This window comes from Afipia sp. GW822-FHT03D08 (genome assembly GCF_058801645.1).
In genome coordinates, this window is record NZ_JBXANK010000003.1 from 271,242 (window position 1) to 285,856 (window position 14,615).

Annotated in this window: 12 protein-coding genes; 8 read left to right on the plus strand and 4 right to left on the minus strand. The window is 62.8% G+C overall.

All coding sequences use genetic code 11. The features are described 5' to 3' along the window. Positions 1 to 6: 6 nt before the first annotated feature. The 3 genes from AC1RM7_RS20460 to AC1RM7_RS20470 form a co-directional block, all read right to left on the minus strand. A complete protein-coding gene (locus tag AC1RM7_RS20460) occupies positions 7 to 720 on the minus strand; it encodes an ABC transporter ATP-binding protein (protein ID WP_024919628.1) in 714 nt (237 codons plus the stop codon). Beyond that, a complete protein-coding gene (locus tag AC1RM7_RS20465; RefSeq protein ID WP_006022767.1) occupies positions 717 to 1,514 on the minus strand; it encodes an ABC transporter ATP-binding protein in 798 nt (265 codons plus the stop codon). The genes AC1RM7_RS20460 and AC1RM7_RS20465 overlap by 4 nt, the downstream gene beginning before the upstream one ends. 308 nt (positions 1,515 to 1,822) lie before the next feature. Further along, complete coding sequence (locus AC1RM7_RS20470) at positions 1,823 to 2,704, minus strand: IclR family transcriptional regulator (protein ID WP_041712982.1); 882 nt, start codon at positions 2,702 to 2,704, stop codon at positions 1,823 to 1,825. A gap of 126 nt (positions 2,705 to 2,830) precedes the next feature. Here AC1RM7_RS20470 and AC1RM7_RS20475 point away from each other — a divergent pair, with 126 nt between their 5' ends. From AC1RM7_RS20475 to AC1RM7_RS20510, 8 genes are all read left to right on the plus strand, one after another. After that, positions 2,831 to 4,921: a 3-hydroxyacyl-CoA dehydrogenase NAD-binding domain-containing protein gene (locus AC1RM7_RS20475; protein WP_024919625.1), complete on the plus strand. Its 2,091-nt coding sequence runs from the start codon at positions 2,831 to 2,833 to the stop codon at positions 4,919 to 4,921. A 178-nt stretch (positions 4,922 to 5,099) separates the two neighbouring features. Then, positions 5,100 to 6,782, plus strand: a complete 1,683-nt coding sequence (gene pimA / locus AC1RM7_RS20480; protein ID WP_492837426.1) for a dicarboxylate--CoA ligase PimA — start codon at positions 5,100 to 5,102, stop codon at positions 6,780 to 6,782. Then, positions 6,779 to 7,963, plus strand: a complete 1,185-nt coding sequence (locus AC1RM7_RS20485) for an acetyl-CoA C-acyltransferase (RefSeq protein ID WP_006022763.1) — start codon at positions 6,779 to 6,781, stop codon at positions 7,961 to 7,963. Before pimA ends, AC1RM7_RS20485 begins: the two co-directional genes overlap by 4 nt. A gap of 67 nt (positions 7,964 to 8,030) precedes the next feature. Beyond that, positions 8,031 to 9,218, plus strand: coding sequence for a pimeloyl-CoA dehydrogenase large subunit (gene pimC / locus AC1RM7_RS20490; protein ID WP_006022762.1), 1,188 nt, complete (start codon positions 8,031 to 8,033; stop codon positions 9,216 to 9,218). Positions 9,219 to 9,363: 145 nt separating this feature from the next. Continuing rightward, positions 9,364 to 10,506 carry a pimeloyl-CoA dehydrogenase small subunit gene (gene pimD / locus AC1RM7_RS20495; protein ID WP_006022761.1) on the plus strand — a complete coding sequence of 381 codons (1,143 nt, stop codon included), beginning with the start codon at positions 9,364 to 9,366 and terminating at the stop codon, positions 10,504 to 10,506. A 182-nt stretch (positions 10,507 to 10,688) separates the two neighbouring features. After that, entirely contained in the window at positions 10,689 to 11,462 is a 774-nt protein-coding gene (locus tag AC1RM7_RS20500; protein WP_024919623.1) for an SDR family NAD(P)-dependent oxidoreductase, read from the plus strand. A gap of 239 nt (positions 11,463 to 11,701) precedes the next feature. Further along, on the plus strand, positions 11,702 to 13,210 hold the full coding sequence (glpK, locus tag AC1RM7_RS20505) for a glycerol kinase GlpK (RefSeq protein WP_024919622.1): 1,509 nt from the start codon (positions 11,702 to 11,704) through the stop codon (positions 13,208 to 13,210). Between the two features lie 23 nt (positions 13,211 to 13,233). Then, entirely contained in the window at positions 13,234 to 13,860 is a 627-nt protein-coding gene (locus AC1RM7_RS20510; RefSeq protein WP_024919621.1) for a glutathione S-transferase family protein, read from the plus strand. Positions 13,861 to 13,929: 69 nt separating this feature from the next. Here AC1RM7_RS20510 and AC1RM7_RS20515 read toward each other — a convergent pair whose 3' ends face one another. After that, entirely contained in the window at positions 13,930 to 14,478 is a 549-nt protein-coding gene (locus tag AC1RM7_RS20515) for a hypothetical protein (RefSeq protein ID WP_006022757.1), read from the minus strand. Positions 14,479 to 14,615 lie beyond the last annotated feature (137 nt).

Genomic DNA, 14,615 nt, shown 5'->3' on the forward strand with positions numbered 1-14,615 from the left:
TGGTCCTCAGTATCCGAGATAGGATTTGCGGATGTCTTCGTTGTTCGCGATTTCCTTCGCGCTTCCCGACATCACGATGCGTCCGGTTTCGATCACATAGGCCTGTTCCGCCAGTTCGAGCGCGAGCTGGGCGTTCTGTTCGACCACCAGGATCGTCACCTTGTGCTCGCGGTTGATGCGGCCGAGGATTCCGAACAGGTCGCGGACGATGAGCGGCGCCAGACCGAACGAGGGCTCGTCGAGCAGCATCAGCCGGGGACGCAGCATCAGCGCGCGGGCGACCGCGAGCATCTGCTGTTCGCCGCCCGACAGCGTTCCCGCCTGCTGGGTGTGGCGCTGCTTGAGCACGGGGAAGAATCCGTACATCTGCTCGATGTCGTTCTCGATCTCCTTCTTGCCGCTGCGCGAGATGGCGCCGAGCTGAAGGTTTTCCTCGACCGTCATGTTGGTGAAGGTGCCGCGGCCCTGCGGCACATGGGCGATGCCGAGCCGCACCACGTTCTCGGTGGACACGCCGGCGAGCGACTTGCCGTCGAACTCGATGTTGCCGGTGGAGCGGATCATGTTGCAGATCGCCCGCAGTGTCGTGGTCTTGCCGGCGCCGTTGGCGCCGAGGAGTGTGGTGACACTGCCCTCGTTGAGGGAGAATTCCAGTCCGTGCAGCGCCTGAACCTGGCCGTAATAGGCGCGCAGGTCCCTGATTGTCAGCATCGTGCTCATTGGTCCTTGCTCCCCAGATAGGCCTTGATGACGTCGGGGTCGGACTGCACCTGAGACGGGGTGCCTTCAGCGAGCTTCTTGCCGAAATTCAGTGCGACGACGTGATCGGCGATCTTCATCACCAATCCCATGTGATGTTCGACGAGCAGAACCGTGATGTTGCGCTGGTCGCGGATACGGCAGATCAGGTCGCCGAGAACGTAGACTTCCTCGTGATTGAGGCCGCCCGCGGGCTCGTCGAGCAGCAGGATCTTCGGCTCGGCGGCGAGTGCGCGGCCAAGCTCGACCCGCTTTTGCGTGCCGAACGGAAGACCCGAGACTTCGCGGTCGGCGACGTCGTGCAGGTCGAGATAATCGAGGATTTCATGGACCTTCGCGTTGAGCTTGCGCTCTTCCTCGCGAACCCACGGCAGTTTCACCGCATCGCTGATGAAATCGCTCTTGGTGCGGCAATGTCCGCCGATGCGGATGTTGTCGCGCACGGTCAGGCGCGGAAACAGCGCGACGTTCTGGAACGTGCGGCCGATGCCGACCTCGGCGATCTTCTGCGGCTGGTGGACCAGAATGCTCTGGCCTTCCATCAGGATCTCGCCCTTGCTCGGCTGATAAAGCCTGCTGAGACAATTGAAGAGCGTCGTTTTACCGGCGCCGTTCGGACCGATCAGGCCGAGAATCTGGCCCTTCTTCATGTCGAACGAAACACCGTTCAACGCGATGATGCCGCCGAACACGACAGAGACGTCGCGAACCGCGAGCAAGGGGGCATTCCCCTGCGCAACCTGTGCCTGCATCATGTGTTGATGTCCACGCAAGGCCGGGAAGTTCCCGCCTGCATGTAACCGCAACGCGCGCGGTTATCCGATCCCCTCAATACGTGCAACTTTTCCTCCTGGCGGTTTCATTTTCTTGGTGTCGGCAGTTTCTTTGTTTTGCGATCCGCGCGCAACGCCGTGGGCGGGCGCGATTTCGAGTTTTCCCTTAGCACTGTCGCCGGACAGAATCCAACAAAGTTCTTTTTTCGAACTTGAAAGGATTCCAGTTTCAGGGCCGGTACGGTGTCGCCAGGCCCAGGTTATCTGGCATACCACCGCGACGGTGGCGGCTAGCGGATTCCCTCAGCAACACGTGTTACTTTTCCCCCTGCTGTTTTGATTTTTTTGATGCTCGTATTTTCTTTGGTTTGCGGACCGCGTCCGACACTGCCGGTCATCGCGATCTCGATATTTCTTACCATCGCAACCAGGCGAGGGCCAATATCGTTCTTTAATAGAACTTCGCTGAATTTGAAGGCCGGCGCGCCGCAGTTGAAGGCGTAGGGACCGGTTCCATCGTTCAGCTTCAGCGCAACGCCGACCGCATGGATGTCGCTGTGCCATTCACCGGCGGACATGGCGAAGCCGTGCTTCGCAACGCATTCGCCGGCGCGCTCGATGCCTTCGCGGACCTTCGGCCAGTTGGCGCCGGCGTGTTCCTTGATCTCGCGCATCAGGTTGGCGCGCTCATCCTCCGGCAGCGCCCACAGATAGGCGCGGCCCATCGCCGTCGTTGCAATCGGGACCTTGGAGCCGACATCGAGCAGCACGCCGACAGTCAACTCACTGCGGCTCTGTCCGAAGTAGATCATGCTGAGACGATCGCGCGCGCCGATGGCGACCGCGCCTCCGGTCTCGCGCATCAACTGATCGCGATACGGATCGGACACATGGCGTACGCCCATGTTGGCGAGCGCGGAATATCCGAGCGCCATCGCGGCAGGTGCAAGCTGGTACTTTTCGAAACGTGGAACGGGCGTGAGATAACCGAGTTTCGTCAGCGTGTAGGTGAGCCGCGAAATCGTCGGCTTCGGCAAATTCGTGCGCGCTGCGATTTCCTGGTTTCCCAGAAGACCATCGCTTGGACGGAATGCGCGCAACACATCGAGCCCTCGCGACAACGCGATAACAAAACTGCGATCCGTCGCAGATTTCTTCGGCGGGCGTTTCATTCGTCAAACCGCATATGTGGTCTTCGTTGACAAAGGACGTGCTTCAAAATATCCCTCCGTGTCAAGATGTGGAATTTAATTCCGCACTGCGAAATATTCAAAAAACAGCGCTGCAAGGAGAGTTGTGTGAGCGAAGTGGTCAAGGTTGAGCGTCGCGACGCGGTTGCAATTGTCATCGTCAACAGCCCTCCCGTGAATGCGCTCAGCGCCGCGGTGCGCAAGGGCATCGCCGACGGCGTGAAGAGCGCCGAAGCCGATGCATCGGTCAAAGCGATTGTCATTGCATGCGCCGGCCGCACCTTTATCGCAGGCGCCGACATCACCGAGTTCGGCAAGCCGCCGCAGTCGCCCAGCCTTCATGAAGTGATCGAGGTGATCGAGAATTCCTCCAAGCCGGTGGTTGCCGCGATTCACGGCACCGCGCTTGGTGGCGGCCTCGAACTCGCGCTCGGCGCGCATTTCCGCGTCGCCACCAAGGACGCAAAGCTCGGCCTTCCCGAAGTGAAGCTCGGCCTGCTGCCGGGCGCCGGCGGCACCCAGCGCCTGCCGCGCGCAGTCGGTCCCGAGCTTGCCGTGAAGATGATTGTCGGCGGCGATCCGATCGGTGCGGCCGATGCGCTCAAGAACGGCCTGATCGACGAGGTCGTCGAGGGCGAGCCCGCAGTCGGCGGTGAAGCTTTCGCGCGCAAGGTGCTCGCCGAGAAGCGTCCGCTGCGCAAGCTGCGCGATGACGATTCCAAGCTCGCTGCCGCCAAGGCGGACAAGTCGATCTTCACCAACGCGGCTGCTGCGGCAAATAAGCGCAACCGCGGTCTGGAAGCTCCGCTCGCCGCCGCCGAGGCTGTCAGCCACTCGCTCGACCAGCCGTTCGATCAGGCGCTCAAGTCTGAGCGCGACCTGTTCATGAAGCTGATGAACGGCGATCAGTCGAAGGCGCAGCGCTATGCATTCTTCGCGGAGCGTGAAGCGGCCAAGGTATCTGGTGTGCCAGAAGGCACCAAGCCGCGTGACGTGAAGCAGGTCGCCATCATCGGCGCCGGCACCATGGGCGGCGGTATCGCGATGTCGTTCGCCAATGCCGGCATTCCGGTCACCCTGATCGAGACCGGCGACGAGCAGCTCAAGCGCGGCCTCGGTGTCATGCAAAAAAACTATGAAGCCACCGCTGCACGCGGCGGCATTCCTGCCGACGCACCGGCCAAGCGCATGGGCCTGATCAAGGGCGTGGTCGGCATCGAAAACGTCAAGGATGCTGACCTCATCATCGAGGCCGTGTTCGAGACCATGGCGATCAAGAAGGACGTGTTCGGCAAGCTCGACCAGTTCGCCAAGCCAGGCGCTGTTCTTGCCACCAACACCTCGTATCTCGACATCAACCAGATCGCCGCCATGACCAAGCGTCCGCAGGACGTGCTGGGCATGCACTTCTTCTCGCCGGCGAACGTGATGAAGCTGTGCGAGATCGTGCGCGGCGAAAAGACCGCGCCTGACGCGCTGATGACCGCGGTGGCTGTCGCCAAGCGCATCGCCAAGGTGCCGGTGGTGGTTGGCGTCTGCGACGGCTTCGTCGGTAACCGCATGCTCGCCGCCCGCGGCAAGCAGGCCGAGAAGTTCCTGTTTGAAGGCGCGCTGCCGCAGCAGGTCGACGCCGTGCTCACCAAGTTCGGCATGCCGATGGGCCCGTTCGCGATGGGCGATCTCGCCGGTCTCGATATCGGCTGGCGCTCGCGCCAGGACCGCGGCATCAAGTCGGAAATCGCCGACGCGATCTGCGAAGCCGGACGCTTCGGTCAGAAGACCGGCAAGGGCTACTACAAGTACGAAGCCGGCTCGCGCTCGCCGCTGCCGGATCCGGAAATCGAAAAGCTGATCGAGGAAACCACCGCCAAGCTCGGCCTCAAGCGCCGCCAGATCGACGATCAGGAAATCCTCGAGCGCCTGATGTATCCGATGATCAACGAGGGTGCGCGCATCCTTGAAGAGAAGATCGCGGCGCGTCCGAGCGACATCGATGTGGTCTGGCTCTACGGCTACGGCTGGCCGATCTATCGCGGCGGCCCGATGTTCTACGCCGACCAGGTCGGTCTGAAGACGATCGCGGAGCGCCTGTCGTTCTACGCCAAGCAGACCAACGATCCGTCGCTCGAGCCGACACCTCTGCTCAAGCGTCTGGCAGACGAAGGCAAGACATTCGCGTCCCTCGCCAAAGGCGCGTGATGTTATCACCGAGCGAGCTGCAACCTCCCTCTGCACCCCTCCCCCTTGCGGGGAGGGGTCGGGGGTGGGGGTATCGCGATTTCAATGTCTGCAGCTCACCCCCCTCCCTGACCCTCCCCCGCAAGGGGGGAGGGAACAGATGCGCTGAGAGTGTCTCGTTAATCAGGATGCGCTGTCCATGACCCATCCCGGCGAACAGTACTATCCGGAGGGCGTGCGCTGGGATTCACCGATCCCACGCGGCACGCTGCCGGATTTGTTGTCGAAGGCGGCCGCGGATTTCGGTTCGCGCACGGCGATCGAATTCCGCGACCGGCCCATTTCCTTCACTGAGCTGCAAGGAATGGTGGAGGTCGCCGCATCGGCCTTTCTCCGCGCCGGTTATGGCAGGGGATCGTCGATTGCACTGTTTCTGGGAAACTCGCCGGATCATCCGGTGAATTTCTTCGGCGCGCTGAAAGCCGGTGCGCGCGTGGTGCATCTCTCACCGCTCGACGGCGAGATCGCGCTCACCCACAAGCTGAAGGATTCCGGCGCGCGCATCCTCGTCACCAGCAACCTGGCGACGCTGCTGCCCACCGCGCTGAAATTCTTCGAGAAGGGACTGCTCGACAGGCTGATCGTCTGCGAGGACGAGACCTGGGGCGATGTCGGCAATCCGCGGGCTGCGATCCCGGCGAATCCGGCGATCGTTACGTTCAAGGATTTCGTCAAAGGCGCGCAGCCGCCCGCAAAGTGGCCTGAGGTCAGCGCCGACGACATCGCGCTGCTGCAATATACCGGCGGCACCACCGGCTTGCCCAAGGGCGCGATGCTCACCCACGGCAATCTGACCTCGGCGGTCTCGATCTATGACGTGTGGGGCGCGAAGCAGAAGGCCGAGCGCAACACCACCGAGCGCGTCATCCTCGTGCTGCCGCTGTTTCATATCTATGCGCTGACCGTCGTCCTGCTGCGCACGCTGAAGAACGGCGACCTGATCTCGCTGCACCAGCGGTTCGATCTTGAGGCCGTGATGCGCGACATCGAAGTGAAACGCGCCACTGCGTTCCCCGGCGTGCCGACCATGTGGATCGCCATCGCCAGCCTGCCCGATCTCGACAAGCGCGACCTGTCGTCGCTGGCGTTTGCCGGCTCGGGCGGCGCCCCGTTGCCGGTGGAAGTGGCGAAGGTGTTTGAACGCAAGACCAAGCTCGCGCTGAAAAGCGGGTGGGGCATGACCGAGACCTGTTCACCCGGCACCGGCCATCCGCCGGACGGCCCGGAGAAGCCCGGTTCGATCGGCCTCATGCTGCCCGGCATCGAGATGGATGTGGTCTCGCTCGACGATCCGAAAAAAGTGATGCCGGTCGGCGAAACCGGTGAAATCCGCATCCGCGGCCCGAATGTCACCAGGGGCTACTGGAATCGCGAGGCGGAAACCGCCGAGGCCTTAGTCGGCGACCGCTTCCTGACGGGCGACATTGGCTATATGGATAGCGACGGCTATTTCTATCTGGTCGACCGCAAGAAGGACATGATCATCTCCGGCGGCTTCAACGTCTATCCGCAGATGATCGAGCAGGCGATCTACACCCACCCGTCGGTTCAGGAAGTCATCGTGATCGGCATTCCCGACGATTATCGCGGCGAAGCGTCCAAGGCGTTCGTGACGCTGCGCGCGGGCGCCGAGCCGTTCACCATCGAGGAACTGCGCGCGTTCCTCGCCGGCAAGCTCGGCAAGCACGAATTGCCGGTCGCGGTCGAGTTCATGAAGGAACTGCCGCGCACCAGCGTCGGAAAACTCTCTCGCCACGAATTACGCAACCAGCAACGCAACCAATCTCAACAACCAAAACTTGCAACAGGAGGTCGTTCATGACCGAAGCCGTTATCGTTTCTACCGCCCGCACGCCGATCGGCAAGGCCTATCGCGGCGCGCTCAATAACACCGAAGGCGCGACGCTGCTCGGCCACGCCATCGAACAGGCGGTCAAGCGCGCCGGTGTCGATCCTGCGGAGATCGAGGACGTGGTGATGGGCGCCGCCATGCAGCAGGGCGCCACCGCTGGCAACATTGCCCGCAAGGCCGCGCTGCGCGCGGGTCTCCCGGTGACGGTCGGCGGCACCACCATCGACCGCCAGTGCGCCTCGGGCCTGCAGGCCATCGCGCTCGCCGCGCGCTCGGTGATCTTTGACGGCGTTCAGGTCGCGGTCGGCGGCGGCGGCGAGTCGATCAGCCTCGTGCAGAACGAGCATATGAACATGTTCCATGCGGTCGATCCCGCGCTGAAGGCGATCAAGGGCGACGTCTACATGGCGATGCTCGACACCGCCGAAGTCGTCTCCAAGCGCTACGGCATTTCGCGCGAGAAGCAGGACGAATACTCGCTGGAGAGCCAGCGCCGCACCGCCGCCGCGCAGCAGGGCGGCCGTTTCAAGGACGAAATCGCGCCGATCACCACCAAGATGGCTGTCGTCGACAAGAACACCAAGGAAGTCTCCTACAAGGACATCACCCTGTCGCAGGATGAAGGTCCGCGTCCCGACACCACCGCGGAAGGCCTCGCAAGCCTGAAGCCGGTGCGCGAAGGCGGCTCCATCACCGCGGGCAACGCCAGCCAGCTGTCGGACGGCGCCAGCGCCACCGTGATCATGAGCGACAAGGAAGCCGCCAAGCGTGGCCTCAAGCCGCTCGGCATCTTCCGCGGCTTCGTCGCCGCCGGCTGCGAGCCCGATGAAATGGGCATCGGTCCGGTGTTCGCGATTCCGCGTCTGCTCCAGCGTCATGGCCTCAAGATTGATGACATCGACATCTGGGAACTGAACGAGGCCTTTGCCGTGCAGGTGATCTATTGCCGCGACAAGCTCGGCATCGACCCCGAGAAGCTCAATGTCAGCGGCGGTTCGGTTGCGGTCGGCCATCCGTACGGCATGACCGGCGCACGTCTTGCCGGCCACGTCCTGATCGAAGGCCGCCGCCGCAAGGCGAAGTACGGCGTCGTCACCATGTGCATCGGTGGCGGTCAGGGCGCTGCCGGCCTGTTCGAAATCCTGCAGTAAATCCGACAGCTTTCACCTCCCCTGAAAAGGGAGGTGAGCCAAGATAAATTCCGAACAGGAGGGTCCGATGGATCTCAGCTTCAGCAAGGAAGAACTGGCGTTTCGCGATGAAGTGCGGGCCTTCTTCAAGGAGAGTCTCCCCGCCGACATCCGCCAGAAACTGGTGGAAGGCCGCCATACCAGCAAGGAAGACATGGTCACCTGGCAGCGCATCCTGAACAAGAAGGGATGGGCGGTGCCGCATTGGCCGAAGGAATACGGCGGCACGGGCTGGTCGCCGGTGCAGCAGTATATCTTCCTCGAAGAGTTGCAGTCGGCGCCCGCGCCGTCGCCGCTGCCGTTCGGCGTCAACATGGTCGGACCGGTGATCTACACCTTCGGCAACGAAGAGCAGAAGAAGCACTACCTGCCGCGCATCGCCAATCTCGACGACTGGTGGTGTCAGGGCTTCTCCGAGCCGGGCGCGGGTTCAGACCTTGCCTCGCTGAAGACCACCGCCAAGCGCAAGGGTGATGTTTACGTCATCAATGGACAGAAGACCTGGACCACGCTGGCCCAGCACGCCGACTGGATTTTCTGCCTCTGCCGCACCAACCCGGATGCGAAGAAGCAGGAAGGCATCTCGTTCATCCTGTTCGACATGAAGTCGCGCGGCGTCACCGTGCGGCCGATCCAGACCATCGATGGCGGCTTTGAGGTCAACGAAGTGTTCTTCGATGACGTCGAGGTGCCGGTCGAAAATCTCGTCGGCCAGGAAAACAAGGGCTGGGACTACGCCAAGTTCCTGCTCGGCAACGAGCGCACCAACATTGCGCGCGTCGGCATGTCGAAAGAGCGTGTCCGCCGCATCCGCGATCTCGCCTCCAAGGTCGAGTCGGACGGGAAGCCGCTGATTCAGGATTCCCGTTTCCGCGATAAGCTCGCGGCCGTGGAAATCGAGCTGAAGGCGCTCGAACTGACGCAGATGCGCGTGGTCGCCAACGAAAGCAAGAACGGCAAGGGCAAGCCCGATCCGGCATCGTCGACCCTCAAGATCAAGGGTTCGGAAATTCAGCAGACCATCACCGAACTCCTGCTGGAAATTACCGGACCGTTCGCGCTGCCTTACGCGGACGAGCACGACAAGAGCAATGAAGAGGCGAGCTGGGCGACGACAGTTGCGCCGGGCTACTTCAACTACCGCAAGGTCTCCATCTACGGAGGCTCGAACGAGATTCAGCGCAACATCATCACCAAGGCCGTGCTGGGTCTGTAACGGTTGTCATCCCGGGGCGCGCGGAAGCGCGACCCCGGAATCTCTATCAAGGCTTGCTGTGTGGATTCCGGGCCTGCGCGCTGCGCGCATCCCGGAATGACCGGCAAAGTCATCAAGCGAATGCGTCGAGCACAGGGATTGTAAAATGGATTTTGATTTGTCCGAGGAGCAGCGGCTCCTGAAAGATAGCGTCGAGGGCCTGCTGGCCGATTCCTACGATTTCGATCAGCGCAAGAAGTACGCCAAGGAAAAGGGCGGCTGGAGCAAGGCGGTCTGGAACAAGCTGGCGGAGCAGGGTCTGCTCGGCCTGCCGTTCTCGGAAGAAGATGGCGGCTTCGGCGCGGGCGCGGTGGAAACGTCCATCGTGATGGAAGCGCTGGGCCGGGCCTTGTTGCTCGAGCCGTATCTCGCCACCGTGGTGCTCGGCGGCGGCTTCCTTCGTCACGGCGGTTCCGCCGAACAGAAGGCCGCGCACATTCCCTCGATCATCGACGGCAGCAAGACGCTCGCTTTCGCGCAGCTCGAGAAGAACTCGCGCTACAATCTGGCGGACGTCACTACGACTGCGAAGAAGAAGGGCGCAGGCTGGGTCATCGACGGCGAGAAGTTCGTCGTGCTGCAGGGTGAAACGGCGGACACGCTGATCGTGACCGCGCGCACCAAGGGCGGCCAGCGCGATCGCAGCGGCATCGGCGTATTCCTGGTGCCGGCGAACGCCAAGGGCGTCACCGTCAAGGGTTATCCGACCCAGGACGGCTTGCGCGCTGCGGATATCCGGTTCGAGGGCGTCGAGGTCGGCGCGGACGCCGCGATCGGCGATCCGGAGAACGGTCTGCCGCTGGTCGAGCGCGTGGTCGACGAGGCGCGCGTCGCCCTGTGCGCCGAGGCGATCGGTGCGATGGACGAGTCGCTGAAATCGACCGTCGAGTATCTCAAGACCCGCAAGCAGTTCGGCGTGGCGATCGGCCAGTTCCAGACCTTGCAGCACCGCGCGGCGGATATGTTCGTGGCGCTGGAGCAGGCGCGCAGCATGTCGATCTTCGCCTCCATGGCCTCCAGTTTCGAGGATGCCAAGGAGCGCGAGAAGGCGGTCGCTGCGGCGAAGGTGCAGATCGGCAAGTCGTCGAAGTTCGTCGGGCAGCAGGCGATCCAGCTTCACGGCGGCGTCGGCATGACCATGGAGCTCAAGATCGGCCACTACTTCAAGCGGCTGACCATGATCGAGAGCACCTTCGGCGACACCGACTATCACCTGCGCCGCGTCAGCGAAGCGGGCAATCTGGTCTGACGCCCCTTACCTCTCCCCGTTTACGGGGAGAGGTCGAATCGCTTTTGCGATCCGAGTGAGGGGCCTTTCCTTCATCGAAATTATTCCCCCTCACCCCAACCCTCTCCCCGCAGGCGGGGAGAGGGAGCAGATCGCGGTCGTGTTACTATTTTAGTCAGCAAGCAAGAGGGGAAGACGCGGCCATGACAACCTCACCGTTCGATCTCACCGGAAAAGTCGCCGTCGTCACCGGTTCGAGCCGCGGCATCGGCCGCGCTTCGGCGGAATTGCTGGCGCGGATGGGAGCGAAGGTTGTCATCTCCAGCCGCAAGGCCGACGCCTGCGAGAGCGTTGCAGAAGCCATCCGCAAGGAGGGCGGTGACGCCCACGTCATTCCCTGCAATATCTCGAGGCGCGAGGACGTCGACGCGCTGATTGCCGGCACCGTGAAGCACTATGGCCAGATCGATAGTCTGGTGTGCAACGCGGCGGTGAATCCGTATTACGGCCCGTTGCTCGACATCACGGATGACGCCTTTGACAAGATCATGGGCGCCAACATCAAGAGCAACATCTGGCTCTGCAAACAGGCAATGCCGCACATGGCCGAGCGCGGCGGCGGTTCGGTGGTCATCATTTCCAGCATTGGCGGCCTGCGCGGTTCGACCGTGATCGGCGCCTACGGCATTTCCAAAGCGGCGGACTTCTCGCTGGCGCGGAGCCTTGCCGGCGAGTGGGGTCCGAAGAATGTGCGGGTCAACTGCATCGCGCCCGGACTCGTCAAAACCGATTTCGCCCGCGCGCTGTGGGAGGATCAGGAGAATCTCAAGCGCCGCACCGCGACCACGCCGCTGCGCCGGATCGGCGAGCCGCACGAGATCGCGGGCGCGGTGGTCTATCTCGCCTCCGACGCCTCGACCTTCATGACCGGCCAGACCATCGTGATCGACGGCGGCGTCACGACCGCGGCGGTGTAACGTCTTCCTACCCTCTCCCCTTGTGGGAGAGGGTGCTGAGCGGCAAAGCCGCGAAGCGGGTGAGGGGTTTCTTACGGATGGAATGTCACCCCTCACCCGGCTCGAATTCGCTTCACTCATTCTCGCCACCCTCTCCCACAAGGGGATAGGGGAAGAAGCGTGCTCCATATTGACGCCCGCCCGCGCAATCGCTTTCTTGGCGTTTCGAAACCAAAACGAAAAGCATTCGAGGAAACGGCATGGCGTCCCATATTCTCGCGATCGATCAAGGCACGACATCGTCGCGCGCCATCGTCTTCCGCTCCGACATCTCCATCGCCGCCCAGGCCCAGCAGGAATTCCAGCAGCATTTCCCGGCGTCCGGCTGGGTCGAGCACGAGCCGGAGGATATCTGGACCTCGACGCTCGCGACCTGCCGCGAGGCGATGAGCAGGGCCAATGTCACGGCATCCGACATCGCCGCCATCGGCATCACCAACCAGCGCGAGACGACGGTGGTGTGGGACCGCGCCACCGGCCATGCCGTGCATCGCGCCATCGTCTGGCAGGACCGGCGCACCGCGGAGATCTGCGCCAAACTGAAAGCCGACGGCCATGAGCCGCTGATCAGCGCGCGGACCGGCCTCATTATCGATCCGTATTTCTCGGGCACCAAGGTCGCCTGGATTCTCGATCATGTCCCCGGCGCGCGCGAGCGGGCCGAGCGCGGCGAACTGATGTTCGGCACGGTGGACTCGTATCTGCTCTGGCGGCTGACCGGCGGCAAGGTTCACGCCACCGACGCCACCAACGCCTCGCGCACGCTGCTGTTCAACATCCACACGGGTGAGTGGGACGACGATCTGCTGAAGCTGCTGCGCGTGCCGCGTTCGATGCTGCCGGATGTGCGCGATTCCTCCGCGAGCTTCGGCACCACCGTTCCGGAATTGCTCGGCGGATCGATCGCCATTCGCGGCATCGCCGGCGACCAGCAGGCGGCCACCATCGGGCAGGCGTGCTTCACGCCGGGCATGATGAAATCGACTTACGGCACCGGCTGCTTCGCGCTGCTCAACACCGGCACCACGGCGGTCGCGTCGAAGAACAAGCTGCTGACCACCATCGCCTATCAGTTGAACGGCCAGCGCACTTACGCGCTGGAAGGTTCGATCTTCGTGGCGGGCTCGGCGGTGCAGTGGCTGCGCGACGGGCTCGGTCTGATCAAGCATGCGAGCGAAACGGGACCGCTCGCGGATGAAAACGATACCATGCAGTCGGTCTATCTGGTGCCGGCGTTTGTCGGCCTCGGCGCGCCGTACTGGAATCCGCGGGTGCGCGGTGCGCTGTTCGGCCTGACCCGCAACACCGGCCCCGCTGAGCTGGCGCATGCCGTGCTGGAGAGCGTGTGTTACCAGACCTACGACCTGTGGGCAGCGATGCGCGCCGACTGGCCGGAGGCGAAAGAGACCAACACCGTGCTGCGCGTCGATGGCGGCATGACGGCGTCGGACTGGACCATGCAGCGCCTCGCCGATCTGCTCAACGCGCCGGTGGACCGGCCGATGATTCAGGAAACCACGGCGCTGGGCGCGGCCTATCTCGCGGGACTTGGCGCCGGCGTCTATCCGGAGCCCGCGCGGTTTGCCGATTCATGGCGGCTGGAGCGGCGATTCAAGCCGAACATGTCGGACGCGACGCGCACGCGCAAACTCAAGGGCTGGTCACAGGCGGTGAAGGGCGTGCTCGCCTCCGATTCGGAAGCAGACTAGTATCGCGAGGCGGAGATCACCTGATGAATCTGATCGGCCAGTACGACTCTCCTTTTGTGCGCCGGGTCGCGCTCGCACTGCGGTTCTATGGCATTCCGTTCGAGCACACGCCGTGGTCGACTTTCGGCGATGCCGAGAAGATCGCGCTCTACAATCCGCTGATGCGGGCGCCGACGCTGGTGCTGGACGACGGCGAGGTGCTGATCGAGAGCACGGCCATCCTGGATTATCTCGACGAGATATCAGGCCCGTCGCGCGCTCTGATTCCCGATTGCGGTCACGTCCGGCGCGAGGTGTTGCACATCTGCGCGCTGGCCACGGGCCTCGGCGACAAGGCTGTCAGCCTGCTTTACGAGCGTGTCTTGCGCGGCGAGGAATCGAAACGCTGGGTCGAGCGCTGCCGCTCGCAGATCGCCGGTGTATTCGCGAGCCTCGAGGAGGACCGCGCGCGGCACAAGACGCAATACTGGTTTGGTGACAACATTACCCACGCCGACATTGCGGTGGCCTGCGTCATCCGTTTCACGCGGGAAGCCCATGCCGGGATGTTCGATGCGGCGCGCTATCCGGCGCTCGATCGTCATGCGGAGACCTGCGAAGCGTTGCAGCCGTTCCAGGATATCGTGCAGCCCCTGGCGCCGCCGAACTGACACGCCAATGCGGTGGACGGAGTGATTCCGCCCACCGCTTGTTGGTTCAATTTAAATCGCGATCAAACGTTACTGGCAGATGTTCCGCGTGCCCTTGATGAAGGTGCCCGGCTGACACATGAAGCCATTTCGCGCCGCATAATTCGACGACTGCGGAATCGCTATGCCGTTGTAGGTGTAGGTGGTGTCCACATAGCCCGGACCAAAGGCGTAAGTGTCACGATAGGCATAGCCCTCGCGATACGGTCCGCCGAACGGCGCGGTGGCAATGGCGCCTGCAGTATTCACGGCACCGGCTGCGACGGCACCCGCGGTTCCCACTGCGCCGGCGGCAACGGCACCCGGCCAGAAGCCGCGGTTATCCCAGCCGCGATCCCAATCATTCCGATTGTCCACGGCGGCGGAGCGCATGTAGGCCTCGTGACGGCCGTGCATACGGGCGCTGTGCTTCATATGCTTGTTGTGCATGGCACTGTGCTTCATAGGCTTGATCTGTTTGGCTTTGTCACTCTTGCCTTGCATCGCAGCGCGCGGCTTTGCCGTGTCCTGCGCGAGGGCCGGAGTGGCGACCAAAGCGGTTACAGCCGCAGCGGCGGCGAAAAAGCTCACCTTGCTCATGATCTCTCCTTTTGTGAGGTTGAAGCTTGCGGCGCACCAACGCCTCATGCGGGAGGGGGTTCCAGGTTCTGCAACAGTTGATGTCACACGCGCGTGAGTTCCGGGAACATATCAATATAACGCGATCGCAGGCCGCG